The following is a 25,687-nucleotide window of genomic DNA, read 5'->3' on the forward strand; positions in this document are numbered from 1 at the left end:
CGCATATGAGCGCTCCGGCGGCACCGTCGAATCCACCGACGCAGCGGGACAAGAACCGTGCGCGGACCCGCCGCGACATCGAGACCGCCGCCCTGGAACTGTTCGAGGCCAAGGGCTATCAGGAGACGACGGTGGAGGAGATCGCCCGCACCGCGGGCTGCTCGAGCGCAACCTTCTTCCGACATTTCGGTTCCAAGGAGGACGTCCTCTTCGCGAACGAGGACGAAGCCGCACGCTCGCTGGCCCGGTTCACCGCCGACCGCCCCGACCGCTCCCAGCAGCTGGGGGCCCTCGCCCAACCGGTCTCCCAGTTCGCCCAGAGCTTCCTGACCGAGGCGACCTCGGACGCACACCGCCTCACCCGACTCGTCATGACCACGCCCGACCTGGAAGCGCGCAGCCTGCGGATGCGGTTGAAATGGGAACACGCCCTCTCGCGCACGCTGGCGGGCGAGCGCGGCGACGAGGGGCCCAGCTTCGACCAAGTCTTGCTGGCCTCACTCGCAGTGTCCTGCCTGTCCACGGCGCTATGGCAGTGGCAGGACGCCGGCGACTCGGCTTCCATCGGCGCGGAGACGCTCCGGGCGTTCGAGCGGGCCGCCGCTGCGATCACCGGCGGGTAGCGGCCTGCTCGTGCGTCGGCCGGGTCAGACCGGGTCGAACTTCTCGATCAGCCACTTGCCGTCGATCTTCTTGAGCACGACGCGCACCGAGCTCGCCGAGATCGTCGGCGTCATGTTCGCCGCCGAGACCGTCGACTGGTTGACGAACAGCAGGGCGGTCGCCGTATCCGGGGCGGCGTTCACGATCGAGGAGCCCACGACTGTGGCCTTGGTGTCGATGCCCTTCTCCTTCGCGGCCGGCGCGACCACGGTGACGGAGAACTTCTTGTAGTAGTCCAGGAACTGTCCGGTCAGGCGCTTGGTCGCCGCATCGAGATCCTTGTCCACCGAGGCGTGGCGGTAGGACAGCACCGCCACCGCACCCGACGAGGCGGCCGCGACGGCCTCGGTCCGGGCGCTCGCCACAGCGCGGTCGTGGGCGCGGACGACGAAGTACTGGTAACCGGCCAGCGCGACCAGCAATGCGAGCACCGCAGCCACCACTGCGGTGCGGTGTTCCTTGATCTTTGTCATGGGACGAACTCCACCTTCGCCATCTTGGGCCCGGGTTTTCCGTCGACCATCGTGACCCGAAGTCGCCACGAGCGGTCCTCGTCCTTAGCCCCGGCGGCGTTGGTCACCTTCGACGTCGAGGCGACCAGCACCACGACCGAGCCGTCGGGATTCACCTTCTCCACGCCGGCCTCGCTGACCTGCCCCTTCGTAGTTACCTGGGACTTCTGGACGACGTCCACGAAATCACGTGAACGCTTGAGGAAGTCGGCCTTGAAGTCCCCCGTCGACTGGGCCAGAACACGGTCGACGTCGGCCTTGGCGCGGGTGTGGTCGATGCTCGTCATGTTGACGACCCCCTGCCGGGCGGCGACGACAAAAGCATCGAGACGTTTCTGCTCATCGACTGCGGACCGGTGTTGGAAGAACAGCACCGCGTTCACCACCACCGCGGCGATCAGGAGCGCGGCCGCCGCAGCGGCGATGAGCGTCGCGCGGGTCGGGCGCGTCGTCGCGAGGCCCGCCAGCGCGGCCCCCAGTCGACGGGCAGGCGCGGGGTGCGACTCCGCTTCGGCATCACCTGAACCTGCCGCCTCGTCGTCGACGCCTTCGCTGCCCTTGTCGTCGCCCTCGCCGTCGTCGCCCTCGTCGTCGTCGGCCTTGTCATCGACAAGCTCGCCAACGGTGGCGTCGGCCTCGTCGGCAGCGGGCTCGTCGTCGGTCTTGTCGAGGCCGACGGCCTCTGGCTCGCTGAAGGCATCCTCGTCGTCGGCGTCGAGTGCCGCGGCGGCGGCCTTGGCACGATCGGCCGCCGCGGCGGCCTCCTCTGCCGCGGCAGCGGCGGCCTCGGCCAGATCGGCTGCCTCGCGGGCGCGTTGAGCACGCAGCCGGGCACGTTCGACGGCGTCGCGCGACGTGCTCACGCGGTCGGCATCATCTGTTGCCACGTCCTGGCCTTTCCATCCGACTTCTTCAGGTTCTGCTGCCGATATGAGTTGCCATCGGTATCGACCAGGAACCCGGTCCGGGGGTCATAGTAGGCCGCTCCGGTGAGCCCGCCGTTGGAGAAGTCCGGGCGGTAGCCCGACGGCTGGATCGGCCCGCCCGTGGCACCGTTGTTGGTGGTCGGCGTCGGATTGCCGTACCACGGATTGGTGCCCAACGGCCGGTACGGGTAGGGGCTCTTGCAGATCTTCACGGTGGGGGCGCGCTTGCCCGGCTTCATCATGCACGGCAGGTTCCGCGCACCGCGGACCGCGACCTGCGTGTTCTGCGGCAGCGCGCAGTACAGGTCGCGCGAGGTACGGGTCGGCGAATCGACGGCAGACCCGTCGCGGCGGTCCGACGCCGGCAAGAACCCCGTCGTGCACGGCGGAACCGAGTTCAGCGTGCTGGTGTTGAACGAGAGGAACCCGCGGTTGGTACCGCCCATGTTGGGCACGGCGATCGTCGCCAGCTCGGAGACGCCCTGGGGGATCGCGACGAGGATCTGTTCGAGACTCGGGTTGTAGGTGACACCCACCTCGCCGAGGCTGACCAGGTTGGCCAATAGCAGCGGCAGTGTCGGGCGGAACTGTTGGAATAGCGCGTTCGCTTGTCCCATCGCCCCGGGGCCCTGTTCGATGATCGCCCGGACCGAAGCATCGTTGCGGCCGGTCAGCTGGCCGGTGAGCTGGGCGAGATTCAGCGCCCACCGCCGGATGGCATCGGAGGACACCTGCTGGGACTGCAGCACCGGCACCAGGTCGGTGATCAACTTCTTCGTCGGCACAAGATTAGCTTTGGCGTCGGCGGTGAACGCGTGGAAGGCGTCCAACAGGCGCGACATATTCTCCCCGTTGCCCCCGAACGCGTCGGCCGACTGGGTCAGCAGATCGCCGAGCTTGTCGTTGGGCACGCCCGCCAGCGTCGCGTCGAGATCGTCGAGCAGCGGCGCGATGTCCTGCGGCACGCTCGTCCGCGACGAGGGGATCACCGATCCGTTGGCCAAATACGTCGTGCCACCGCTCTGCGCTGGATTCGGCCCGCTCGCCGACGCACCCGGCGCCGTGACCGGCGGGATCAGGTCGAGGAACTGCTCGCCGATCGCGCTGCGGCTGTGCACCTCGGCACGACTGTCGGCGGGCACGCGCACGCCGGAGTCGAGGTCGAGGTACGCGCGGGCGCCCTCGGGTGTCACCTCGACCCGCTTGACGCGGCCGACGGTCTGCCCCAGAAAGGTCACGTTGGAGGTGGCGTAGAGCCCGCCGGACTCGGTGAGGTCCACCGCGACCTGGTAGCGGCCGAGGCCCGCCTTGTCGGGCACGCGCATGAACCACACCGCCATGACGACAATCGACACCACGGTGACCAGGCAGAACAGGACCAGCTGCCATCGGACCAAGCGGCTCATCTAGCTCCCCCCTCGCAGGATCGGCGCAGTGAGGGGATTCCTCGTCTTCGGCGTCGGCTGACGGCCAACGGTGCGGCCCAGGAGCGTCTCCAGCATCGTGAGCCGCCCATCCCCCTCGGTCATCTGCAGATACGAGTTGTCGGCGCGCCCCAGCGTCAGGTCGATCGTGGCGCTGAGGTTGCCGGCGTCGCCGCGGATGAACTTCTTGATACCGGCCTGCGGCCACGGGAACGTGAGCAGCAGGCCCATCGACTTGGTCAAGTGCGGTCCGGCATTGGCCAGCTGGCGCAACGCCGGCCAGATGTTGGCCAGGTTCGTCGAAATGTCGTCGCCGCTGGCGGTGACGACCTTGTCGGCGAGGTTGGCGAACTCACCGATCGACATCACCGCGTCACGGATCTCGGCGGTGTTGCCGGCCAACACCTCGAGTGCGGGCGGAATGGCCACCAGTGCCGCGTCGACTGCGTCAGACCGCCGATTCACCGTCGCGACGAGCCGGTCCATCGACTGTGTTGCGGCGATGATCTGCTTTTGCTGCTGCGCGAGGCTGCGGGTGAACACGTCGAGATTGCGGATCAGCGCGCGGGCCTGGTCCTCGTGTCCGTTGAGGGCCGCGTTCAGCTGCTGGTTGATTGCGCCCAGCTGCGCCAGACCGCCGCCATTGAGGACGAAGGAGACCGCCGACAGCGTCTGCTCCGTTGTCGGGTACTTGCCCGCCCGACTCAACGGGATCCGCGACCCCTGTCCCAAGCGGCCGACCGGCTGCTCGCCCATGGGTGCGGCCAGCGCGATGTGCAGTGACCCCAACAGGCTCGTCTGTGCGACGCGGGCAACAGCGTTGGCCGGCAAGTCGACCGCGTCCTCCAGCTTGACCGTCACCAACGCGTGCCAGCCGTCGCGCTCGATCTTCGAGACGGTGCCTACGTTCACGTCGTCGACGAGCACCGGCGAGTTCTGCTCGAGGTTGGTCACATCGGGCATCTCGATCTGCACCGAGAAGCCGCCCTTGCCCTTCGTCCCGGGAAGCGGCAACGAGTTCGGGTTGGAGTAGCCGCAGCTGCTGATCCCCAGCGCGGTCGCGACGAGCACCGCCGCGACGAACGGTTTGACGGTGCGCTTCATCGCGGTCCCCTTCCCGGGGCCTTCAGCCCGTCGGTGCCCATCAGCCCGCGCAGACCCGTGCCGCCACGGACAATGCGAGCGGCGGGGTTCGCGGGGACGAAGACACCGGGCACCGAAGTGCCCTTCATGCCGGTCGGCGGCCGCAAGTAGGACTGGCTGTAGTCGATCTGGTCCGGACGGGCCTGCACCCCGGCGATCGGGTTGATGCCCACCGGCGGGTAGTTGAACGCGAGGTTCTTGAGGACCGGCCCCACGTACTCGGCACACCGTCGGGCCGATGCCGCGGCCCCTTCGCCCGAAGCGGACTGGATCGCGCCGCAGATGAACTGCAGCGGATTCTGGAACTGGGTCACCGTCAGCGCACCGGTCAGCGTGCCCTGCGCGGGTTGGTAGATGTTGTTGAAGTTCTGGAAGGCATTGGGCCCGACATGCAACAGCTGCTCGATGTCGGGCTGCACCGACTGCAGCGACTTGACCACGGTGCTCAACCGCGCCACCGACCCCGACAGCTTGTCCCGGTTCTCCCCGACGAACCTGGTCACCTCGGGCATCATCACGCTCAGGCTGGTCAGCGCCGCGGCCAGCTCGTCGGGGCTGTTGGTGAGCGCGGACGTCACGTCGGCCATCGACGTGTTGAACTGCGCCATCTGTTGGTCGGATGCGGCGAGCGCGGTGACCAACAGCTGCAGGTTGCGGATCGTGGCGAACATATCGCGGCGGCCGTCGTTCACCGCCGTCATCGCCCGTGTCATCGCGGTGATGGTGTCACCGATCGTGGTGCCCTTGTTCGACAGCGCATCCGCCGACGACGTCACCACCCGCGCCAACGGTCCCGGCTTGCCACTGCGACTGTCGTCGCCCGCGCCGCCCAGCATCGTGGACAGCTGTTCGAGCTGCTTGCGGAAGTCGTCCCATTCGACCGGCACCGCGGTCCGGTCGATCGGGATGACCGCACCCGACTCCAACTGCGGGCCGTCGGCGCTCACGGGGGCGAGCTGGATGAAGCGTGCGCTGACCAGCGTCGGCGAGAGGATAGCGGCCTTGACGTCGGCCGGCAGGCGGTGCTTCCCACGGACGTGGAACTTCACCTTCATCTTGTCGCCGTCGGGCTTGATCTGATCGATCTTGCCGACGTCGACGCCCATGATCTTGACGTTGTCGCCCACGTACAGGCCGTTGGTGTTGGCGAAGTACGCGGTGACATTGGTCTGGGTGGCATAACGGTAGGCCTTGAAGCCGAGCAAACCCGCTGCGACGAGGACGACGATGAGCCCGGCCGTGGCGAGACGCCGCTTGGTGAGCCGTGCGCGGAAATCTGCGATGTCGTCCCGATACGCTTCGACAATCCTCATGCCTAGCCCCCGTCCGTTCTCGGGATGCCCCGCCTACACGTGTCCTTGTTCCGCGGGACCGGTTTGTTGTCACCGCACGGCACCGGGAAGGTCGTCTGGCCGAGTTTGCTCAAGTCGTAGCCCCGCTCCTCGAACGCCGCATCGATGAACGGCTGGAGGAATTGGCCGGGCAGCAGATTCATCACGTAGGCGCTGAAGAACGGGCCGCTGGCCACCGACTCCCCCAGGGAGGTCGCGTACTGCTGGAGCGGCTTCACCGACTTGGTGATGTCGCCGCGATGCTTCTCCAGCAAGGTGATGAGGCGCTCGAACTCGACGAGCGTCGGCTTCAGTTGCGCCTCGTTGTCGTCGACGAGGACCTTGATCTGGTCGGACACCGACCGCACGCTGGTCAGCAGCAGGTCGATGGCCTGGCGGCGGCTCTGCAACGCGCCGAACAACTGCCCGCCCGCCAGGATGAGCCCATTGATCTGCTCGTTGCGCTTGCCCAGGACATCGCTCATCGCGGCGGCACTCTTCAGCAGCTTCTCGATCTCGTCGTCGCGTGAGCCGATCGTCGTCGAGAGCCGGTTCACACCTGTCAGCACCGCACCCAGACTCGGGGCGACCGATTCCATCGTGTCGCTCAGCGTCGCCATCGCCGCCTTCAACTGCTCGGCGTCGAGGTCCTTCGTGTTGACCGTGAGGTCGCCCAGCGCGGAGGTCAGCAGGTAGGGCGACTGTGTCCGCGACAACGGGATCACCGAATTCGAAGCCAGCGGACGGTCGCCGAGGACGGAGACATCGAGGAACATGCGGCCCAGTGCGCTCTGGGTCTTGATCGCCAGTTCCGAACGGTCCCCGACGGGGGTCGTCGACGAGAAGTCGATGCGCACCGCGTCGCCGTCGATGCGGACGTCCTCGACCTTCCCGACGGTGACCCCGGCGACCTGGACGTCATCGCCGACCTTGAGGCCACCGGTGTCGGCGAAGTGGCCGCCGTAGATCCGGTGCGCGCCGATTAGCGGCAGCGCGTCGTAGTTCAGACCCGCCAGGATGACCATAACGGTGGTGATGATGCCGATCGTGCCCACGCGCAGCGGGTTGGGAATCCACCTCATAGCGGCGCACACCTCCCCGCCCGCTGGCCGACGATGTCGATGTAGACCGGGTTGCCGGCCGGGCCGTTGAGCTTCAGCGTCGCATCACACAGGTAGAAGGTGAAGAAGCTGCCGTACAGGCCCAGTCGGCTCAGTTTCTGATAGCTCTCGGGCAGCTCCCCGAGCAACCGGTCGACGTAGGCGTAGTCGTTGTTGACGACCTTCGACACCCGCCCCAACTCGACGACGTTCTGGCTGATGTCGGCGTTGCTCTGGTCCAGCAGGGACGCGACGCTGCGCGAGGCGTTGGAAATGCCGGCCACCGAGTTCGCGAAACCCGGCGCATCGGCGGCGAGGCCTTTGATGAGTTGGGACAGCTTGTCGACCCCGGTGTCGAATTCGGCATTGCGCTTCTCGAAGACGCCGAGCACCTCGTTCAAGTTGGTGATGACCGATCCGATCAGTTTGTCCTGGTCGGCCAGACCGTTGGTGAAGTCCGCAGTTTGCGCCAGGATGGCCTCGATCGATCCGCCCTGCCCTTGCAGCACCTGCACCAACGACTCCGACAGGGCGTTGACCTGCTGGGAGTTCACCGCCTTGAGCAGCGGTCGGAAGCCGCCGACGAGTGCGTCGAGATCCAGTGCGGGGCTCGTGTTGGTGACAGGGATGAACGCCCCGTCCGCCAGCGGCGTGACGGCGCCCTCGCCCTCCTTGAGCTCCAGGAAGCGGTCCCCGATCAGGTTCTGGTAGCGGATCAGTGCCCGCGTCGCCTTCGTGAGCGGCACGGAGGAATCGACACTGAACCGCACGTCGGCGCTGCGTCCGTCGACGACCTTCACATCCTTCACGCGGCCGACGTCGACACCGGCGATGCGCACAACCTCACCAGGATGCAGACCTGACGCGGAGGTGAACCGCGCGGTGTAGACGTTGGTCGGCCCGAAGCGCATCTGCCCGAAGACGACGACGAGCGCGAGCAGAATCATCAACATGACCGCTGCGAACGCGGCGAACTTCACCGCCGTGGCCGTGGACTTCATTTCCCCGCCTTGTTCACGATCATCCCCGTGATGTATTCGATGAAGAAGTTCGTCCCCGGGCGTAGGCTCGTCGACGCCTCCTCGCTGTAACCGGTATCGGTGACCAGGTACGGCGTCGGGTAGTTGGTCGCGGTGATCTGCGAGTAGCAGCCAGGCGCACCCTTCGGCCCGCCCTTCGCGTTCACCTTCGGCAGGTGCTTGGGGTAGACGTAGCTGTCGTCACCGAAGAGCAGCGCGACGTCGAGGTCCAGCGAGTAATCGGTGGTGTTGCCGCCGAAGCGCCCCATGCCGTAGTCGAGGTTGTACGACGCCTGATCGGCGACGCACTTGAAGCTCGGTGAGTACTTGAACAGCAGGCCCGTGGTCGGGACGAGTAGCCGCGCGACGTCGACGATCTTCGTGCCGGTCGCCTTGAGGAGATCGGAACCAGAGTTGCCCAGACCGATCGCCGAGGCGAGCAGGGCGTCGAGGTTGCGCTGCTCGTCGACGATGGTCCGCGACGTGACGGTGGCGTTGCTCAGCATGGTGACGATGTTGTCGGCGGCGTCGCCATAGGTGTCGGCCACCGCGGTGAACCGCCGCAGGTCGTCGGTGATCGTCGGCATCAGCGGGTTGATCTCGGACAGGACGGCGTTGCCCTCGGTGATCAGCTGTCCCAGCTTGGGCCCGCGCTCGCTCAACGCCTGTGAGATCCCGTTCAGCGTCGCGTTGAGCTTCGCCGGGTCGATCGAGTCCATGACACCGACGAGGCTCTGAAACAGCGTGTTGACCTCTGTCGTCACGTTGAGCGCCTTGATGGTCTGCCCGTTGGTGACCTTCGGGCCGCCGAAATCGGAGGCCTGCAGGGATACGTACTTCGCGCCGAACGCGGTGGTCGCCTTGATCTGCGCCGAGGCATCGGCAGGGATCAACCCGAACTGCGACGGCTCGATGGCCAGGGTGATCCGGGCGAGTCGGCCGTCGGTGTTGACCGCGGCGACCTTGCCGACGGTCACCCCGTGCATCTTCACCTTGGCCCCGGGATCCATGACGAGACCGGCACGGTCGCTGACGACGACGAGTTCTTTGGTCCGTTCGAAGCGGCCGGCAAAGGCGGAGAACGAGAGCGCGACGACCGCCACCAGAACGGCCAGCATCACGATGCCGGCCACGGCGTAGCGCGGCTCGTGCCAGTGGCTGCGGGTCGACGTGTCGGCCATCGTCAGCCCGCCAGGTTCAGGTTGCCGGAGGTGCCGTAGATCGCTAGCGACACAAGCAAGCACACGATCACGACAGCGATGAGCGAGGACCGCACTGCACGGCCCACCGCGACACCCACGCCTGCGGGGCCGCCGGCGGCGTTGTAGCCGTGGTAGCAGTGGATACCCATCACCACCAGACCCATGAGGATGGCCTGGGCGAACGACCACACCAGGTCGCTGGGTCTGAGGAAAGTCGAGAAATAGTGGTCGTACACGCCGGCCGACTGCCCGTTGATGAAGATCGTGTAGAAGCGCGACGCCAGGAATGACATGAGGACCGCCACCGAGTACAGCGGGATGATGGCGATGACGCCGCCGATCAGGCGCGTGGAAACGAGGTAGGACATCGAGTTGATGGCCATCACCTCCAACGCGTCGATCTCCTCGGAGATCCGCATGGCGCCCAGTTGTGCGGTCGCACCGGCGCCGATCGTCGCGGCCAGTGCGATACCGGCGGTAACCGGTGCGGCAATACGCACGTTGATGAAGGCGGCGAAGAACCCGGTGAGTGCCTCGACGCCGATGTCGCCGAGCGAGGCGAACCCCTGGATCGCCAGCAGCGTGCCGGCGGAGAAGGTCATGAACCCGACGATCACCACGGTGCCGCCGATGATCGCCAGCGCACCGGTACCCATGCCGATCTCGGCGATCAACTGCAGGACCGCGGTCGCGTAGTAGCGCAGGGCGTGCGGGATCTGACGGACGGCATCGCGGTAGAACACCGCCTGCCGGCCGAGGTTTTTCAAGAATCGTTCGGGCGCCCCGACCCGACGCGCCGCCCGTGGATAACGGGTCGCCAAAACATCAGTCACCTCGCACCTCCCCCAGTCGTGCGCGCACTCATCCGGCCGTCGCCTTCACTCCGACCGCGGTCAGGACCACGTTCACCGCGAAGAGCGCCATGAAGGCATAGACGACGGTCTCGTTGACCGCGGTGCCGACGCCTTTCGGACCGCCGCTGACCGTCAACCCGCGATAGCAGGCCACCAGCGCGGCGATCAGCCCGAAGGTGCCGGCTTTGATCTCGGAGATGATCACTTCGGGAAGGCCCGTGACCAGGGTGAGACTCGAGACGTAGGCCCCCGGGCTCACGTGCTGGACGTAAACGGAGAAGAAGAATCCGCCAACGAGGCCGATGGCGACGACTAGCGCGTTGAGCAGCAGGGCCACCACGCACGACGCGACGACGCGCGGCACCACCAACCGGTGCACCGGATCGATGCCCAAGACCTCCATCGCGTCGATCTCCTCGCGGATGGTCCGGGCACCCAGGTCCGCGCAAATGGCGGTGGCACCGGCACCCGCGACGATCAGCACGGTCACCAGCGGGCCGATCTGAGTGACCGAGCCCAGTGCTGCCCCCGCCCCCGACAAGTCGGCCGCGCCGAACTCGACGAGCAGGACGTTGAGGGTGAAGATCACCAGCACTGTGAAGGGCAGCGCGACCAGGATGGTCGGGAGCAGGGCCACCGTGACCAGGAACCAGGCCTGGTCCAGCGCCTCGCGCCAGTAGAACGGCCGGCGGAACAGACAGCGCCCAGCCGCGAAGGACAGGCCGAAGAAGCCTCCCGCCGCGGTGACGAAAGGCGCGTACCACGGCGCACGAGCCGCGGACTTGGTCCCCGCGCTCACGGCAGCCTCTGCTGGAACAGCAGGTACGCGATCGCCTTGACGACGTACAGAATCGGATCGACCAGGTCGAACACCATCAGATCTCACCCTCCCCTTGTGGACCGGCAGTATGCCCGGCTATTCCTCGATCACCAGCGCGTGCTCCGGGCACGCACTGACCCCACGTCGGACCCGATCCTCGTTCTCGGGCGTCACCTCGAAGACGGTGACCGCAGAGTAGCCCGCATCGTCGACGGGAAAGAGATCCTCGTCGACGGCGAAGCACTGCGCATGTCCGACACACCGGTCCGGCTCCAATCGCACTTTCATACCGGCCCCTACACCGTCACCGGGATGCTGGTGACGGTCCGGACCGCGACATTGTCGTAGCGGAGGTTGCTGGTGTCGACGGTGAAGTCGGGGACCATGGCGAAGAGTTCCTCCAGCGCCACTTTCAACTCGAGCCTGGCCAGGTGCGAACCGAGGCAGCGGTGCGGGCCCGCGGCAAAGGTCATGTGGCTGGTCTTCTCGCGGTGGAAATCCACGGTCAACGGGTCGACGTGATAGGTCGGATCGACGTTGGCCGCGGCCCAGAAGGCGTTGACCTGCTCGCCGGCCGCGACGATGAGGCCCTCGCCCAGGTCGACGTCGGTCTCGGGGTAGCGCATGCCCGACGGCACCGGCCCCTCGTAGCGCAGCAGCTCCTCGATCGCCGGGCGCAGCAGATCCGGATCGGCGATGAGCTCGGCCCGGCGGCCGGGGTTCTTGCCCAACCAGGCGACCAGACACGACATCGACGCGGTGACGGTGTCCAGACCGGCGAACATGAAAAGGAAGAGGACGTTGATCAGGTCCATCTCGCTGATCGGCTCACCGTCGAACTCCGCCCGCATCAACTCGGCGATGACGTCCTCGTCTTTGTCGGCCGTCTTGCGCTTGTCCTTGAGGAATCCGTCGAAGTACTCGAGTAGCTTGGCACCGGCGAGAGCCATGTTCGCGTCGATCTCCTCGGTCGTCGCACCCTTCGGGTGCAAGACGCCCTCCTTGAACTCGAGGAAGAAGTCGAGGTCCTCCACGGGCGCGCCGATCAGCCCGAGGAACGTCTGGCACGGCAGCGGGACGGCCAGCGCATCGTGTAGGTCGCCGCCACCGGCCTCGCGCACGGTGCCGATCAGCTCGCGCGACAGGTCACGGATCTGACTCTCCAGACGCATCATCTGGCGCGGTGCGAACATCGGGTCGAGCAGGCGGCGCCACTTGCGGTGGTCGGGACCGTCGATCTCCAGCGGGATCAGCCGGGCATCGTGGCCGAAGCTGCCGCCGCGCCCGCCGTTGCCCAAGACATCAGGGTGCTTGTTCAGCGCGAGGATGTCCTCGTGGCGGTACAGGTGCAGCGCCCCGTCGATGTGCTCGGCGCGCACGTCGCGCGCCTTCGCGCTGTACACCTCTTGCGGATTCGCCAGATCCTTGACCTGCTGGGACAACCCAGAGATCCGGGGGTCGAATCGCGTCGTCGTATCCATGTAGTCCTCCCAGTGGCCGCGATCAGCGGTCGATCTGGTCGCGCAGCTCGTCGGGGATGGCGCCGGAGGTGATGTCCTCACTCTGACCCAGGTCGGTCGGGAAGATGATCGAGGTGCGGGCGAACTGGCCGCCGTCAGCCGAGGCGATCGACTGCCCGGTGGTGTAGCGCGACTCGTCCGAGGCGAGGAACAGCGCCAGGTTCGCGTTGTCGCGGATGACCGGCGGGGTGTCCACCCGCAGCGGCATCGCGCGGTTGTCCGGGTTCCACTCGCCCATCATCTCCTCGTAGGACTTGCCCAACACCTCGGCGTCTCCGGGCAGTGCGAAGTTCACCGACATGCCGTGGGTGGGACAGATCGCATTCGCGCGGATCCCGTACTTCCCGAACTCCAGCGACGCGGCGCGGACCAGCCCGTTGACGGCGGCCTTGGACGCCGCGTACATCGGGAAGCCGGGGTAAGCGGTGAACGCTGCGGCCGACGAGGTCGCCAGCAGCGTGCCTGGGCGCTTGTTGTCGATCATCCAGCGCGCGGCCGCCCGGAAGGCCAGGTAGATGCCGGTCGTGTTGACCGCGAAGATGTTGTTCCAGTCCTCCAGCGACGACTGGTGCAGCGGCTGCATACCGAAGCCGGGCTCGGGGATTCCGGCGTTGGCCCACATGACGTCGATCCGTCCGTAGTCCTCGACCGTCTTCTCGACGAGTGCGTTCATATCGGCCTCGACGCGCACATCGGCCTCGATGGCCGATGCGGTGCCGCCGGCCGCGACGATCTGGTCGACGACGGCCTGGGAGCGCCCGGGCACGATGTCGCTGACGACGACCTTCGCCCCCTCTGCGGCGAACATCAGGGCGCCTTCGCGTCCGAGTCCCGATCCGCCGCCGGTGATGGCAACAACCTTGTCCTTCATACGCATGGTGAGAGTCCTCTCGAAGATGTGGTGGTGGTTGTCAGTGGCTCGGGCTGGCGATCGACTTGATCCGCAGGTATTCGCGGAAACCGGCGACGCCGTGCTCCACTCCGTCGCCGCTGATCCCGAAGCCGCCGAACGGTGCGTCGGGTGAGAGGTAGAAGGAGTTGTTGATGTTGACAGTGCCGGCCCGGAGCTTGCGGGCCACGGCCCAGGCGCGCTCCTCGTTCGTGGACTGGACGTAGCCGGACAGGCCGTAACGGGTGTTGTTGGCGATGCGCACGGCCTCGTCGTCGTCACCGTCGTACTTGATGACCGACAGGACCGGGCCGAACACCTCGGTCTGGGCGATCTCGGCGTTCTCGTCGACGTCGACGAGGACGGTCGGCTCGAACCAGAAGCCCTTGTCCTGCGGACCGCGCTTGCCGCCGACGAGGATGCGGGCGCCATCGGCCTCGGCGCGCTTGACCAGCCCCTCCATCCGCTCGAGCTGCTCGAGGCGGATGATCGGTCCGACCAGGTTCCCCGGATCGTTGGGGTCGCCCCACGGCAGGTGCCCGACCATCATCTCCAGGCGGGCCAGGACGTCGTCGTAGATGCTCGCATGCACGATCATGCGGGTCGCGAGCGCACAGCCCTGGCCGCTGTTGGACATACACATCGCGACACCGAGGCCGCAGGCCATGTCGAGGTCGGCGTCGGGTAGCAGGATGTTGCCCGACTTGCCGCCGAGTTCGAGCACGGTGTGCCGGATGCCGTTCGCGGCGCGCTCGGCAATCCGCTGGCCGACGCCGGGCGAACCGGTGAAGTGGTAGAGGTCGAAGCGTTGATCGGCGGTCATCGCGTCTCCGATGGTCCCCTTGTCCGACGCGCTCAGCGTGTGGAAGGCACCGCTCGGGACGTCGGTGGCCTCGTCGATGACCTTCGCCATCAGGGCTGCGGTGAGCGGGGTGTCGGGGGCGCTCTTGAGGATGACGGCGTTACCCGTGGCCAGCGCGTGGTGGACCTTCCACAGGGCGGTCATGAACGGGGCGTTCCACGGAGTGATGGCGCCGACGACGCCGTAAGGCTCGTAGCGGACCTGCCGCTCGCTGAGGTTGCCGAGGATCTCCCATGGCCCGAGGTCCTCCTCCCACGGGAAGGACGTGATCAGGTCATTGAAGAAGTCCATCCCCTCGATCATGAACCCGACGTGGGTGAGCATGTTGGCACGCGCGACGCCCGCTTCGGCGACGAGGAGGTCCTCGAACTCAGCCTGTCGCGCCCGCAGGCCGTCCTGGAACTGGAGCATGCACTTCTTGCGGAAGTCGCGGTCATTGCCCCAGTCCGAGGTGTCGGCGAACCCACGCGCCGAGGCGATGGCATCTTCGAGGTCCTCGACCCCGGCGTCGGCGGCCAGCGCGATCACCGACTCGTCGGTCGGGTTGATCACCGGGTAGGTGTTGCCGGACCGCGCGTCGCGGAACTCCCCGGCGATGTAGAGCCGACCCTCGGGCTGCGTTGCCGCCATGAGTACTCCTCGTTGAGTAGTGGCCACGGGGCGGGGCGAACTCTCTGGTCTGCGCCTACATCCCGGGCTGGGGGTGTGATTTCAATCTCACGAATGATTTAACTATAAAGAGTCTTATCGAGTCAAGGGAGTGTTACTCCCTAACGGGAAAACTGTGCGAAACTCTCCTTATGGACGCGAGCCCGCTGCGCAAGCGGCGATCGACACAGCAGGTCAAGAGCCTGATCACCGACGCCGCGTACGAGGAGTTCGCCAAGACCGGCCTGGCGGGCACCAGCGTGCGGACGATCGCGCAACGGGCTGGCGTCACCGAATCCGCGGTCTTCCGCCACTTCCCCACCAAGCCCGCCCTCTTCGAGGCCGCCGCCGTGGCCCCCGTCGTCGACTTCATCCGGGACTACGCAGCGTCGATAGCCACGACCGTGGACGAGGAGCCGTTCGACGTCACGCTCCGGTTCATCTCCGGCCTCTACGACATCTTCGACGCCAACGACCGGATCCTGATCTCGCTGGCCTCCGTCAGCGCCGCTGCCGACGACGGCGCACAGGAGCCCGCACCGGACTCCACCCCTCCCCTTGAGCGGTGTGTGGATGCGCTGTTGGCGGGCGTGATGGACTACATAGTGCTGTCGGAGACGAGTGCCACCGAGGACCTGCGGACCTCGGTGCGGTTAGCCATGGCACTGGTCATGGGCACCGTCCTGGGCAGCCGCGGACTGCTCGCCCCGTCCGATGACATCGAGACCACCAAGCGCACGTTGGCCCGCTTCGTCCTTCTCGGATCGGGATTCCGACAGGAGGGCTAAGGTCCGATTGTGAGTGAGAACCAGGTCGTCATCACCTCCACCGACGTCAAGCTGATCGCCGACCAGTACGGCGATCCGGCCGATACACCGATCGTCTTCCTGCACGGTGGCGGACAGACCCGGCACTCGTGGGGGCGCTCGGCGCGCGAGCTCGCGGGCGACGGCTGGTCGACGATCACCGTCGACCTGCGCGGCCACGGCGACAGCGACTGGTCGCCCACCGGCGACTACGGACTGAACCGGTTTGCCGACGACGTCGTCAAGATCGTCGAATACCTCGGGCGCCCACCGGTGCTGGTCGGCGCTTCATTGGGCGGCAACTCCTCGCTCGCCGCACTCGGTCGCCACCCGGACCTCGCGCTGGGACTCGTGCTGGTGGACGTATCGCCCTTTCTGCAGCCCGGCGGAACCGCCCGCATCCGCGACTTCATGTCCGACCGGGCGGCCGAGGGTTTCGCCGACCTCGACGAGGCCGCCGATGCCGTAGCCCGCTACCAGCCGCACCGCGACCGTCCGAAAAACCACGACGGCCTGCGGAAAAACCTCCGGCTTCGCAACGGCCGCTGGTATTGGCACTGGGATCCGGCGTTCCTGGCCAACGCTTCCGACCAGGCCGTGCAGCGCGACCCGCTCATCGATCCGGCGAGCCTGGGCGCCGCCGCCTCGGGCTTGCGCCTCCCGACGCTGCTCGTGCGCGGCGGCGAGTCCGACGTGCTGAGCATCGACGACTCCGCCCGCTTCCTCGAGGTCGTCCCGCACGCGGAGTTCGCCTCCGTCGCCGGTGCGCACCACATGGTCGCCGGCGATGACAACGCTGTTTTCGAAGTTGTACTGGGTGATTTCCTGCGACGCCGGATCCGTTCGCGCCTGGACCTCTTCCGAGCCGCACAGACCCGGTGATGGGCGGAGCGCACGACGAGGACGAGTTCGCGTTCCTCACTGAGATCGCCGACGAGCTCGGCGATGCGGCACGGCCGATCCCACCGGTGTGTCGACTGACCACCACAACCGCCGACGGTGGCAGCGTGAGCGCGATCCGGTGGGGCGAGGAGTCACCCGAACTCGTCCTGATTCACGGCGGTGGGCAGAACGCCCATACCTGGGACACCGTGCTGGTGGCCCTCGGCGTGCCCGCCCTGGCGATCGACCTGCCCGGCCACGGCCACTCGTCATGGCGGGCCGATCGCGACTACTCGCCGCAGCGCTCCGCAGCGACGCTCGCGCCGTTGATCCGCACGTGGGCGCCCGACGCGAGTGCCGTCGTCGGGATGTCGCTGGGCGGATTGACCACGATCGCCCTTATCGGCGAGGCGCCTGAGCTGGTCCGCCGAGGGGTCATCGTCGACGTCACTCCGTCGGTCTCGCAGCGACTGGAGGCGATGTCGACGCAGCAGCGCGGCACGACGAGCCTTGCCGCCGCCGAGAATCGCCGATTCGCCGACTTCGACGAGATGGTCGACCTCATCGCGGCGATGTCCCCGCAGCGCAGCCGTGCCAGTGTGCGCCGCGGTGTCCTCGCCAACAGCCGCCCGATCGACGGCGCCTTCGAATGGCGCTACGACGACCTGTCGGGGCTCAGCGACTTCGCGCCGCTATGGGAGCAGGTCGATGGTGCGCGGGTACCCCTCGACTTGATCCGCGGGTCGGCGTCGTCGTTTGTCGGCGACGACGATGCCGTGGAGTTCCAGACACGCGCAGCCGATGTGCGCGTCCACGAGGTCGAGGGTGCGGGCCACTCGGTCCAGAGCGACCGGCCGGTCGAGTTGGCTGGCATTCTGCGCGGAATTATCGACCGAACCTGAGTCAAAATTATCGACCGAACCTGAGTCAAACCCCGACGAGATGTCCAATCCCCGCCGCGGCGCACGCCCACAGGACCGAGGCGAAGGTGCCGATGATGAACTGCTCGCTCGCGTGGTGCTCGCGCAATTGGGGGAAGCGGGCCAGGCCTTTGACGCCCAGTATCACCGCGAGCCCGGCGGGCCAACCAACGAGGAGACAGACGGCGATTGCCGTGCGCTCCAGCACACCGATGATCCGTCCGCCGCGCAGGAGAGGCTCGCCGTCGGGGTCGTCGTAGTTCTCGCTCCGCGTTGGGATCCCGCCCATCGAGAGTGCGGTCCGGACGAAATACCCACCGGTGGCGCCGGCGACGAAGACAGCGATGATCTGCGCGGCTGCCAGACCTACGCCGGTTACCACCGTCGAGAGCGCGGCGACAATCGCGGCACCGGCCAGCAGTACTGCGAGGACACCAGCCATCACTGCGTCGAAACGGCGGACGTCGGCGTCGCTGCGCTCGGGATTCCGAACTAGGTGCGCGCGGTCCGGTATTCCTGCGAGGCCGAACAGCAGCGCCGCCATCATAAGGATGCTGGCTATCATCGGTCCTCCTCGCATCGTCGGAGCAACTCTGTCACGAGGGTCTGACTATCGGGCTGCAAATCCCAGCGTGCGGCCCGCAGCCGAAGCGACATGGCCTGTGGACTGATTCCCAGTTTCTTTGCCGCGCTGGCCTGGGAGTCACCGGCGGCGACGAGAGCCACCGCCTCGCAACCGGCCTCGCTGCGCGATGCGACGAGATCGACCAGCAAGCAGGCGGCGGTCTGCGCGTGTACGCACCAGGCCGACGGTCCGACGACCTGCAGCGGTACGCGCCGTCCTTTCGCCGCTTCGACGGCTGTGCGCGCAGCTTCGAAGGCCGGCCCGCGTCCGGCTCGCGTCTGTCGTGGAAGCGGTTGATCGACATCGTCGATACCTATGCCCACCGACCAGCACCCGGAAGCGACCAAGTCGACGACGACCGATCCCACGATTGCTGGATCGTCAAACACCGCTTCCACTTCATCACCGGCGGTGCGTTCGAAGCCTCGGACTACGGGCAAGTCACGATAGTGGCGCAGCAGGTCGGGTACCCGATCGGCACTGGCCCGGCTCGCCCGCTGGTCGGCGGTGACAACGAACATCGCCCCACTCCTCAAGTCACGGTACTTGATATCACCAAATCAAGTCTTACAACTTGATTTGGTGATGTCAAGCATTACGACTTGATTCCTAGCGCGGCATGCCGAGGATTCTTTCGGCGGCCGCGGTCTTGAGAATCTGCGTCGTGCCGCCCGCGATCGAGAGGCAGCGGTTGAGCAGGAACAGCTCCGACGCCTCGCTGGCGACAAGACCGTCGACGCCGAGCAGCCGCAGCGCAAAGTCCGGCACCGACTGGCGGTGGGTCACGCCGATCAGCTTGCGCACGCTCGAGGCGGCACCCGGATCGTGTCCGGACAGGCGGGCCGCGATCGCCCGGGCGTCGAGGGTCCGTCCGTTGTGCGCCTGTGCCACCAGCTCGCCGAGTTCGCTGGATTCGGCTGCCGACAACGGCAGCTTCCTCGTCGCGATCTGGCGCAACAGTGCGTCCATCTCCTTGCCCAGGCTCGACCCGCCCATCGCAACGCGCTCATTGGCCAGGGTCGTGCGCGCCAGGCGCCAACCTCCGTTGACCTCTCCGACGACCAGATCGTCAGGAACGAAGACGTCGTCGAGGAAGACCTCGTTGAACAACGCCCGTCCGGTCATTTCGCGCAGCGGGCGGATGTCGATGCCGGGCGAGGCCATGTCGACCAGAAAGTAGGTGATCCCTTTGTGCTTGGGCAGGTCCGAGTCAGTGCGGGCCAAGCACACCGCCCACTGCGCGTCCTGGGCGGCGCTCGTCCAGATCTTCTGACCCGTCAGCAGCCAGCCCTCCTGCCCGTCGGGTCCGCTACCGCGCACGGCTTTGGTGCGCAGTGCGGCCAGGTCGGAGCCGGCCTCCGGCTCGGAGAACAACTGGCACCACGTGATGTCGCCGGCCAGCGTCGGCGCGACGAACCGGTCGCGCTGTGCGGCGGTGCCGTGCTCGAGGATCGTCGGAATGGCCCACCCGGCGATGACGAGGTCGGGGCGCATGACATCGGCGGCCTCGAGTTCGGCGTCGATCAACAACTGCATCGCGGGACTGGCACCCAGTCCGTGCGGCGCCGGCCAGTGGGGTGCCAGGTAGCCGGTGCGGGCCAGTTCGGCGCGGCGCTGTGACTCCGGCGCGGCGGCAATCTGCTCGACGGTGGCGCGGACCGCGGGGCGCTGGTCCTCCACGTCGGAGAGGTCGACGGAGAATCGGCGCCGCTCCCCGTCGATCGCGGACTGACCCAGGCGCACGCGGTCCGACGATGCGCCGTCGAGCGCGGCGCGCGCGGCCAACGCCGAGCGCAAGTAGAGCTGGGCGTCGTGTTCGAATGTGAAGCCGATACCGCCGAGCACCTGGATGCAGTCCTTGGCGTTGGCCAGCGGCAGGTCGGCGACTAGCACGTTGCCGACGAGGGTCGCCAACCCGGCCTGCGTGCCGAGAGCGAGGTCGCCGGACTCACCGGCGGCCAACAGGTCGTCCACGGCGCCGGCCTGGTCCCAGGCGGCGGCCGAGAGCTGCTCGCTGCGGCAGAGCATGTCCGCGAGGATGTGCTTGACCGCCTGGAAGGAGCCGATCGGGGCACCGAACTGCGTGCGGACCTTGGCGTAATCGGCGGCGGTGTCCAGACACCACTTCGCCACCCCGGACTGGTAGGCCGTGTTGCCGGCGGCGAGGACCGACGAGGCTCGGGCCGAGCGGGGCAATTCAATGGCGGCGTCCAGATCCAGGTGCGTCACAGTTACGCGGGTACAGCGCATCGTGCCGTCGATCCCGTCGCAGTCCTGCGCCTCGACGGTCGACGAACCGGATCGATTGGGCCCGCTCGCTTCGCTCCCGGCGCCCGGTGGCAACAAGTACCACCTGGTACCCCGGCCGGGCAGGATCAGATTGACCAGCAGCGCCGCATCGGGGACCCAGCCGGGCACCACTCCCAGGTCGATGTGCCCGGCGGGGTTGGCCGGCGGGAGGTCGCGGCCGAAGGTGACGTGGTCGGCGGGCGCGACGACGGGCAGTGCACCGCCGATGATGTCGGCCGTCAGCTCCTGCGCCCGCTCCCCCGGGGTGCGGGAGACGGCGACCGCAGCGGCCACTGTCGCGGCGAGGGGCCCGGGCACGAGACGCCGACCGCATTCGGCCAGCATCGCGGCCACGTCGGCGAAAGGCGCCCCCAGGCCGTCACGGCCCTCGTCGGCGGCTGCCGCAAAGACGCCGAGTTCGGCGAGTTCAGGCCAGAGGGTCCGCCAGCGGTCGGCCGGATCGTCGAGCTCGGCGCGGACCAACCCGGTGGTGTCACGGGCGTCCGCCCAGTCTGCGATGGCCTCGCAGACCGCGATTTGCTCGGCTGACGTGGCAATTGTCACGGAATTCCCCTGCATGTCGTATTGAAACGATTAACTAGAACCTGTTCTAATATGCCATGTGGCCGTCTTCGAATGAAGAGCCGCGATCGAAAGGACCGACGAGATATGGCACGAAGCGCAGCAGCCAAAGCTGACGCCGACGAGCGCGACGTCGTGCCCGCGGTCGACGATTCCGCCGCCTCCGGCGCGACTGGCGGTTCGACCGCGCAGCGTGAGCGCCGCCGTCGCATCCTCGATGCAACCCTGGCTCTGGCCTCCAAGGGCGGCTACGACGCCGTGCAGATGCGTACCGTCGCCGAAAAGGCCGATGTCGCCGTCGGCACCCTGTACCGCTACTTCCCGTCGAAGGTCCACCTGCTCGTCACCGCGCTGTCGCGCGAGTTCGAGCGCGTCGAGGCCCGCGTCGACCGCAGCCAACTTGCCGGGGAGACCGGCGTCGAGCGTCTGCGCACCGTCCTGGACATGATCACGTTCGCCATGCAGCGCGACCCGCTGCTCACCGAGGCGATGACGCGCGCCTTCATGTTCGCCGATGCCTCCGCAACTGCCGAGGTCGACAACGTGGCCGGCACCATCGACAGGCTGTTCGCCGGGGCCATCGTGGGCGCCGAGCGCGAGCCCGACGAGGAGGATCTCGCCATCGCCCGCGTCATCGCCGACGTGTGGATGTCGAACCTCGTCCAGTGGCTGACCCGCCGCGCATCGGCGACCGACGTCACCAACCGGATGGAGCTGACCGTCCGACTTCTCCTGAAGGGCCGCGCGGCCTGAGCCGTACGGTGCGACGCCGCCCTACGGTGCGACGCCCAGATCGCGGGCGATCATCGGCCACGTCCGCTTGAGGTCTTCCTCCCAGTACGTCCACGAATGGGTGCCGTTGGGGCGGGTGTAGACCTTCGCTGGGATGTGCAGCTGCGCCAATCGTTGCGCCATCTGCTGGGTGCACAGGTTGACCGCGGATTCAATCAGTCCGCCGACCAGCACCTGGTTGGCCAACGCCACCGGGTTGTTGTCGACCAGCTTGGCACCCATGGTGTCGTTGCGACCGGGGATGCCGGTGCCCGTCGTCATGTAGATCTTGGTCCCACGCAGGCGCGGCGCGTTCTGGTACGGGTCGTTGGCCATCCAGCCGGGCCCGCCGACCGGTCCCCACATGTTGACGACGTTCCCTCGGCCGCGGTCACCCACCACCATCTGGATGTATGCCTGGCCGAGCGGGTCGGACGTACGCGCGCAACCGCTGTACGCGGCGACCGAGCGGTAGAACTTGGGCGCGGAGATCGCCAGGTTCATGACCGACGTCCCAGCCATCGAGATACCCGCGACGGCGTTGGCGCCACTCGTCTTGAACTGGTCCTTGAGCAGCGGCGGCAGCTCCTTGGTGAGGAAGGTCTGCCACTTGTTGCGACCCAGCACCGGGTCGTCGCGCTGCCAATCGGTGTAGTACGAGAAGGCGCCGCCTATCGGCGTGACGACGTAGACGTCCTTCGTGGAGAAGAAGTTCTCGTAGTCGGTCTTGTCCGCCCAGGTGGCGGAGTCCTCGCCTCCACCGGCGCCGTTGAGCAGATACAACACCGGACGCGGCTTGCTATCGTCACGCGGCTTCAGGACGATGACGGGGATCTGCCGGTTCATCGCCGCGGAGTACACGACGACGGTGACCTTGCGGCCGGGGCTGGGCACGACCGCATCGATCGACGACTGCTTGGCCACCGGCTTGACCGCGATCGCCGGATCCACCACGTGCGGCAACGCAAGCGCGACGCCGACACCGAGCGCGGCAATCGCCGCGGCACCGATCACCGACGACGAGAACGCCGGCTTCGAGACGGTCGGCCTCGAGAAGACAGAGCGCCGCGGTCCTCTGCGCAGAGCCATGACAAACCCCTTTAATCACACTAGTCACATCAGTAACAGTTCAAGGGTATGGGCGGGCAGCGTCGACGTTCCAGCCGAGAGGGCCGTCGTTGCGGGTTCGCAACCGCTTTGTGACAGGTTCCGGCCATCATCATCCTGGCTTGAGAGTGAGACCATCCATTGGTACTAGAGTCGATCTACATCACATTGCGCGGTCGAGTTCCGCCCAGAAGAGGATGAGGAAGCGATGGCCTGCTGCAGCGTTCTGGTGTCCTTCTTCTCCTGGTTGCTCCGGTTCCGCGCCCCCGATTGCCCGTCCACCCAACAGGTGTCAGCACGGCGGATCCGGCGCCAGCGCATCACCGTCACCGCCCTGGTCGCGGCGGAGCTGACTCTCGGCTGGTTCATTGCGACCCGATTCGGTGACCGGATCATGGGCGGCCACCACATGGGCCACGGCGGGCACGGATCGTCGTTCGACCTGGCGTCGAGTCACCTCGCCTACATGGCGGGCATCGAGGCCTTCGCCGTCGCACTACCCCTCGCCTGCGCCTTAGCTCTGCCGTTGCGCCGCCCCCTGCCCAACCGGTTCGCAGTGCCGATGATGCTCGTCGGCTCAATCGGCTCGGCAGTCACGCTCTGGTACTGGCATCTGGGTGCAGCGGCCGCGACTGCGCTGCACGACCATGTCGTGGCCTGGGCCGGATCACTGTTCATCTTCGGCGCGCTGCTCTGGGTGGGCATCGCCCACGCGGCTCCCCAGTTGCGGCGCGCACGGCTCACTGCCCTTGCCATCCCGATGCAGGCCGGCGCCGCACTCGCACTGGCCCTCATGTTCCTGCCCGGTGTCAGTGGAGTGATGCGCATCGACCTCGTGGCCGCCGGCTTGTTGATGCTCGCCGTTGACGCGATTGCCCTGCTCGTTCTGATGCGCTACCTCGGCGCCGCACACGATCCCCTGCTCAATGACTTCGACCTCCGCGAGCACGCAGCGATAGCAGCTTGACCTCAATGCACGAACACTGAGAGCAGGTACCGGTCATGTCGATTCGCCGAGGTCACCGGAACCCCACCCGCCGACCGCTTCCTCGGGAGACTACCGACGGCGCCCTGACCCAATGACGCAAGCACCGGGCCGCTGCCGTCTACGTCCTATTCGCCCTGTCTGCGTCGGCTTGGTGGCAACCGGTTACCCGCCACCTCCTCCCCCGAACACGATGTCGGCCCGGCACCTCACAGGTGCCGGGCCGATATCGGTTTCGGTGAGCTTAGACCGCTTCGCCGCTGGCGTCGCCGACCTCGGTCAGCTCGGCCGGGGCGTCGGGGACCTCGCGCGGCTTGGGTGAACCGGTGAAGGTGAACTTCGCACCGTCGCCGTCGCCCTCGCCGTCCCAATCCTCGACGTCGACGACGACGATCTGGCCCGGGGTGACCTCGTTGAAGAGGATCTTCTCCGAGAGCTGGTCCTCGATCTCGCGCTGGATCGTGCGACGCAGCGGCCGCGCGCCCAGCACCGGGTCGAAGCCCCGCTTGGCCAACAGCGACTTGGCCTTGTCGGTCAACTCCAGGTCGATGTCCTTGGCCTTGAGCTGCTTCTCGACGCGGCCGATCATCAGGTCGACCATCTCGATGATCTGATCCGACGTCAACTGGTGGAACACGATGACGTCGTCGATGCGGTTGAGGAACTCCGGGCGGAAGTGCTTCTTCAGCTCGTCGTTGACCTTCTGCTTCATCCGGTCGTACTGCGAGTCACCGTCGTTGGACTTCGAGAAGCCCATGCCGACGGCCTTCGAGATGTCGGAGGTGCCGAGGTTCGACGTGAAGATCAGCACGGTGTTCTTGAAGTCGACCGTGCGGCCCTGACCATCGGTGAGACGGCCGTCCTCGAGGACCTGCAACAGCGAGTTGTAGATCTCCGGGTGGGCCTTCTCGATCTCGTCGAACAGCACGACCGAGAACGGCTTGCGCCGCACCTTCTCGGTGAGCTGGCCGCCCTCTTCGTACCCGACGTAGCCGGGAGGCGCGCCGAAGAGCCGCGACGCGGTGAACCGGTCGTGGAACTCACCCATGTCGATCTGGATGAGCGCGTCGTCATCGCCGAACAGGAAGTTCGCCAGCGCCTTGGACAGCTCGGTCTTGCCGACGCCGGACGGGCCGGCGAAGATGAACGACCCCGACGGGCGCTTGGGGTCCTTCAACCCGGCGCGCGTGCGGCGGATCGCCTTGGAGACCGCCTTAACGGCATCCTCCTGGCCGATGATCCGCTTGTGCAGCTCGTCCTCCATGCGGAGCAGACGCGTCGTCTCCTCCTCGGTCAGCTTGAAGACCGGGATGCCGGTCCAGTTACCGAGGACCTCGGCGATCTGCTCGTCGTCGACCTCGGCCACGACGTCCATGTCGCCGCTGCGCCACTGCTTCTCACGCTCGGCGCGCTGCGCGACGAGCTGCTTCTCCTTGTCGCGCAGGCTCGCGGCCTTCTCGAAGTCCTGGGCGTCGATCGCCGATTCCTTCTCCTTGCGCGCCTCGGCGATGCGATCGTCGAACTCGCGCAGGTCTGGCGGCGCGGTCATCCGGCGGATGCGCATGCGCGCCCCCGCCTCGTCGATGAGGTCGATCGCCTTGTCCGGCAAGAACCGGTCGTTGATGTAGCGGTCGGCCAGCGACGCGGCCGCGGCCAGTGCACCGTCGGTGATGGACACCCGGTGGTGCGCCTCGTAGCGGTCGCGCAGCCCTTTGAGGATCTCGATGGTGTGCTCGACCGAGGGCTCGCCCACCTGGACCGGCTGGAATCGGCGTTCCAGGGCCGCATCCTTCTCGATGTACTTGCG

25 protein-coding genes are annotated in these 25,687 nt (G+C 67.0%); 6 read left to right on the forward strand and 19 right to left on the reverse strand.

Annotation, left to right across the window (positions count from 1 at the left end):
- The first annotated feature begins 5 nt into the window (after positions 1 to 5).
- A complete protein-coding gene (locus B4L26_RS05465) occupies positions 6 to 623 on the forward strand; it encodes a TetR/AcrR family transcriptional regulator (RefSeq protein ID WP_290716774.1) in 618 nt (205 codons plus the stop codon).
- 24 nt (positions 624 to 647) lie between these two features.
- Here B4L26_RS05465 and B4L26_RS05470 read toward each other — a convergent pair whose 3' ends face one another.
- From B4L26_RS05470 to B4L26_RS05535, 14 genes are all read right to left on the reverse strand, one after another.
- Entirely contained in the window at positions 648 to 1,136 is a 489-nt protein-coding gene (locus tag B4L26_RS05470; RefSeq protein ID WP_290716777.1) for a twin-arginine translocation pathway signal, read from the reverse strand.
- The gene (locus B4L26_RS05475) at positions 1,133 to 2,038 is read right to left on the reverse strand and encodes a hypothetical protein (RefSeq protein WP_290716779.1); all 906 of its coding nucleotides are present in this window, start codon (positions 2,036 to 2,038) and stop codon (positions 1,133 to 1,135) included. The genes B4L26_RS05470 and B4L26_RS05475 overlap by 4 nt, the downstream gene beginning before the upstream one ends.
- On the reverse strand, positions 2,035 to 3,507 hold the full coding sequence (locus B4L26_RS05480) for an MCE family protein (RefSeq protein ID WP_290716781.1): 1,473 nt from the start codon (positions 3,505 to 3,507) through the stop codon (positions 2,035 to 2,037). Before B4L26_RS05480 ends, B4L26_RS05475 begins: the two co-directional genes overlap by 4 nt.
- On the reverse strand, positions 3,508 to 4,629 hold the full coding sequence (locus B4L26_RS05485) for an MCE family protein (protein ID WP_290716784.1): 1,122 nt from the start codon (positions 4,627 to 4,629) through the stop codon (positions 3,508 to 3,510). It abuts the gene before it with no gap.
- On the reverse strand, positions 4,626 to 5,981 hold the full coding sequence (locus B4L26_RS05490) for an MCE family protein (protein ID WP_290716786.1): 1,356 nt from the start codon (positions 5,979 to 5,981) through the stop codon (positions 4,626 to 4,628). Before B4L26_RS05490 ends, B4L26_RS05485 begins: the two co-directional genes overlap by 4 nt.
- A gap of 2 nt (positions 5,982 to 5,983) precedes the next feature.
- Positions 5,984 to 7,081: an MCE family protein gene (locus tag B4L26_RS05495; RefSeq protein ID WP_290716788.1), complete on the reverse strand. Its 1,098-nt coding sequence runs from the start codon at positions 7,079 to 7,081 to the stop codon at positions 5,984 to 5,986.
- Positions 7,078 to 8,100 carry an MCE family protein gene (locus B4L26_RS05500; protein WP_290716791.1) on the reverse strand — a complete coding sequence of 341 codons (1,023 nt, stop codon included), beginning with the start codon at positions 8,098 to 8,100 and terminating at the stop codon, positions 7,078 to 7,080. Before B4L26_RS05500 ends, B4L26_RS05495 begins: the two co-directional genes overlap by 4 nt.
- Complete coding sequence (locus B4L26_RS05505) at positions 8,097 to 9,299, reverse strand: MCE family protein (protein ID WP_290716793.1); 1,203 nt, start codon at positions 9,297 to 9,299, stop codon at positions 8,097 to 8,099. Before B4L26_RS05505 ends, B4L26_RS05500 begins: the two co-directional genes overlap by 4 nt.
- Positions 9,300 to 9,301: 2 nt before the next feature.
- On the reverse strand, positions 9,302 to 10,153 hold the full coding sequence (locus tag B4L26_RS05510; RefSeq protein WP_290716796.1) for an MlaE family ABC transporter permease: 852 nt from the start codon (positions 10,151 to 10,153) through the stop codon (positions 9,302 to 9,304).
- Between the two features lie 28 nt (positions 10,154 to 10,181).
- Positions 10,182 to 10,973, reverse strand: coding sequence for an MlaE family ABC transporter permease (locus B4L26_RS05515; RefSeq protein ID WP_324550305.1), 792 nt, complete (start codon positions 10,971 to 10,973; stop codon positions 10,182 to 10,184).
- A 117-nt stretch (positions 10,974 to 11,090) separates the two neighbouring features.
- Positions 11,091 to 11,282: a ferredoxin gene (locus B4L26_RS05520; protein ID WP_290716798.1), complete on the reverse strand. Its 192-nt coding sequence runs from the start codon at positions 11,280 to 11,282 to the stop codon at positions 11,091 to 11,093.
- An 8-nt stretch (positions 11,283 to 11,290) separates the two neighbouring features.
- Entirely contained in the window at positions 11,291 to 12,475 is a 1,185-nt protein-coding gene (locus B4L26_RS05525; protein WP_290716801.1) for a cytochrome P450, read from the reverse strand.
- A 22-nt stretch (positions 12,476 to 12,497) separates the two neighbouring features.
- The gene (locus B4L26_RS05530) at positions 12,498 to 13,391 is read right to left on the reverse strand and encodes an SDR family NAD(P)-dependent oxidoreductase (protein WP_290716804.1); all 894 of its coding nucleotides are present in this window, start codon (positions 13,389 to 13,391) and stop codon (positions 12,498 to 12,500) included.
- Positions 13,392 to 13,425: 34 nt separating this feature from the next.
- Positions 13,426 to 14,895, reverse strand: coding sequence for an aldehyde dehydrogenase family protein (locus tag B4L26_RS05535; RefSeq protein ID WP_290716807.1), 1,470 nt, complete (start codon positions 14,893 to 14,895; stop codon positions 13,426 to 13,428).
- Positions 14,896 to 15,065: 170 nt separating this feature from the next.
- Between B4L26_RS05535 and B4L26_RS05540 the strand changes: the two genes are divergently transcribed.
- From B4L26_RS05540 to B4L26_RS05550, 3 genes are read left to right on the forward strand one after another with little or no spacing between them, the layout of a single operon-like run.
- On the forward strand, positions 15,066 to 15,701 hold the full coding sequence (locus B4L26_RS05540) for a TetR/AcrR family transcriptional regulator (protein WP_290716810.1): 636 nt from the start codon (positions 15,066 to 15,068) through the stop codon (positions 15,699 to 15,701).
- Positions 15,702 to 15,710: 9 nt separating this feature from the next.
- Positions 15,711 to 16,601, forward strand: coding sequence for an alpha/beta fold hydrolase (locus tag B4L26_RS05545; RefSeq protein WP_290716812.1), 891 nt, complete (start codon positions 15,711 to 15,713; stop codon positions 16,599 to 16,601).
- Positions 16,601 to 17,503 carry an alpha/beta fold hydrolase gene (locus B4L26_RS05550; protein ID WP_290716815.1) on the forward strand — a complete coding sequence of 301 codons (903 nt, stop codon included), beginning with the start codon at positions 16,601 to 16,603 and terminating at the stop codon, positions 17,501 to 17,503. Before B4L26_RS05545 ends, B4L26_RS05550 begins: the two co-directional genes overlap by 1 nt.
- Before the next feature lie 25 nt (positions 17,504 to 17,528).
- Here B4L26_RS05550 and B4L26_RS05555 read toward each other — a convergent pair whose 3' ends face one another.
- The 3 genes from B4L26_RS05555 to B4L26_RS05565 all read right to left on the reverse strand — a co-directional run bounded on the left by B4L26_RS05555 (position 17,529) and on the right by B4L26_RS05565 (position 20,999).
- Positions 17,529 to 18,086, reverse strand: coding sequence for a hypothetical protein (locus B4L26_RS05555; RefSeq protein WP_290716818.1), 558 nt, complete (start codon positions 18,084 to 18,086; stop codon positions 17,529 to 17,531).
- Complete coding sequence (locus tag B4L26_RS05560) at positions 18,083 to 18,667, reverse strand: hypothetical protein (protein ID WP_290716820.1); 585 nt, start codon at positions 18,665 to 18,667, stop codon at positions 18,083 to 18,085. Before B4L26_RS05560 ends, B4L26_RS05555 begins: the two co-directional genes overlap by 4 nt.
- An 88-nt stretch (positions 18,668 to 18,755) precedes the next feature.
- Entirely contained in the window at positions 18,756 to 20,999 is a 2,244-nt protein-coding gene (locus tag B4L26_RS05565; RefSeq protein ID WP_290716822.1) for an acyl-CoA dehydrogenase, read from the reverse strand.
- Between the two features lie 105 nt (positions 21,000 to 21,104).
- On the opposite strand from B4L26_RS05565, the gene kstR reads away from it, so the two are divergent.
- Positions 21,105 to 21,770, forward strand: a complete 666-nt coding sequence (gene kstR, locus B4L26_RS05570; RefSeq protein WP_290716825.1) for a cholesterol catabolism transcriptional regulator KstR — start codon at positions 21,105 to 21,107, stop codon at positions 21,768 to 21,770.
- Positions 21,771 to 21,791: 21 nt separating this feature from the next.
- On the opposite strand, the gene B4L26_RS05575 is transcribed toward kstR, so the two are convergent.
- Positions 21,792 to 22,877, reverse strand: a complete 1,086-nt coding sequence (locus tag B4L26_RS05575; RefSeq protein WP_290716827.1) for an alpha/beta hydrolase — start codon at positions 22,875 to 22,877, stop codon at positions 21,792 to 21,794.
- A gap of 226 nt (positions 22,878 to 23,103) precedes the next feature.
- Between B4L26_RS05575 and B4L26_RS05580 the strand changes: the two genes are divergently transcribed.
- Entirely contained in the window at positions 23,104 to 23,862 is a 759-nt protein-coding gene (locus tag B4L26_RS05580) for a hypothetical protein (protein WP_290716829.1), read from the forward strand.
- 262 nt (positions 23,863 to 24,124) lie between these two features.
- Here B4L26_RS05580 and B4L26_RS05585 read toward each other — a convergent pair.
- On the reverse strand, positions 24,125 to 25,687 hold a 1,563-nt coding region (locus tag B4L26_RS05585), incomplete at its 5' end, for an AAA family ATPase (protein WP_290716831.1).

The sequence above is a fragment of the Gordonia sp. UBA7599 genome, assembly GCA_002477755.1.
In the GTDB taxonomy this organism is placed as follows: Bacteria; Actinomycetota; Actinomycetes; order Mycobacteriales; family Mycobacteriaceae; genus Gordonia.

Bases quoted from the DNA above. Each gene is read 5' to 3' on its own strand.
- B4L26_RS05550 (WP_290716815.1), top strand. From the start codon at position 16,601: ATGGGCGGAGCGCACGACGAGGACGAGTTCGCGTTCCTCACTGAGATC.
- B4L26_RS05505 (WP_290716793.1), bottom strand. From the start codon at position 9,299: ATGGCCGACACGTCGACCCGCAGCCACTGGCACGAGCCGCGCTACGCC.
- B4L26_RS05485 (WP_290716784.1), bottom strand. From the start codon at position 4,629: ATGAAGCGCACCGTCAAACCGTTCGTCGCGGCGGTGCTCGTCGCGACC.
- B4L26_RS05535 (WP_290716807.1), bottom strand. From the start codon at position 14,895: ATGGCGGCAACGCAGCCCGAGGGTCGGCTCTACATCGCCGGGGAGTTC.
- B4L26_RS05580 (WP_290716829.1), top strand. From the start codon at position 23,104: ATGGCCTGCTGCAGCGTTCTGGTGTCCTTCTTCTCCTGGTTGCTCCGG.
- B4L26_RS05560 (WP_290716820.1), bottom strand. From the start codon at position 18,667: ATGTTCGTTGTCACCGCCGACCAGCGGGCGAGCCGGGCCAGTGCCGAT.
- B4L26_RS05500 (WP_290716791.1), bottom strand. From the start codon at position 8,100: ATGAAGTCCACGGCCACGGCGGTGAAGTTCGCCGCGTTCGCAGCGGTC.
- B4L26_RS05530 (WP_290716804.1), bottom strand. From the start codon at position 13,391: ATGCGTATGAAGGACAAGGTTGTTGCCATCACCGGCGGCGGATCGGGA.
- B4L26_RS05480 (WP_290716781.1), bottom strand. From the start codon at position 3,507: ATGAGCCGCTTGGTCCGATGGCAGCTGGTCCTGTTCTGCCTGGTCACC.
- B4L26_RS05525 (WP_290716801.1), bottom strand. From the start codon at position 12,475: ATGGATACGACGACGCGATTCGACCCCCGGATCTCTGGGTTGTCCCAG.
- B4L26_RS05540 (WP_290716810.1), top strand. From the start codon at position 15,066: ATGGACGCGAGCCCGCTGCGCAAGCGGCGATCGACACAGCAGGTCAAG.
- B4L26_RS05470 (WP_290716777.1), bottom strand. From the start codon at position 1,136: ATGACAAAGATCAAGGAACACCGCACCGCAGTGGTGGCTGCGGTGCTC.
- kstR (WP_290716825.1), top strand. From the start codon at position 21,105: ATGGCACGAAGCGCAGCAGCCAAAGCTGACGCCGACGAGCGCGACGTC.
- B4L26_RS05465 (WP_290716774.1), top strand. From the start codon at position 6: ATGAGCGCTCCGGCGGCACCGTCGAATCCACCGACGCAGCGGGACAAG.
- B4L26_RS05575 (WP_290716827.1), bottom strand. From the start codon at position 22,877: ATGGCTCTGCGCAGAGGACCGCGGCGCTCTGTCTTCTCGAGGCCGACC.
- B4L26_RS05495 (WP_290716788.1), bottom strand. From the start codon at position 7,081: ATGAGGTGGATTCCCAACCCGCTGCGCGTGGGCACGATCGGCATCATC.
- B4L26_RS05555 (WP_290716818.1), bottom strand. From the start codon at position 18,086: ATGATAGCCAGCATCCTTATGATGGCGGCGCTGCTGTTCGGCCTCGCA.
- B4L26_RS05520 (WP_290716798.1), bottom strand. From the start codon at position 11,282: ATGAAAGTGCGATTGGAGCCGGACCGGTGTGTCGGACATGCGCAGTGC.
- B4L26_RS05490 (WP_290716786.1), bottom strand. From the start codon at position 5,981: ATGAGGATTGTCGAAGCGTATCGGGACGACATCGCAGATTTCCGCGCA.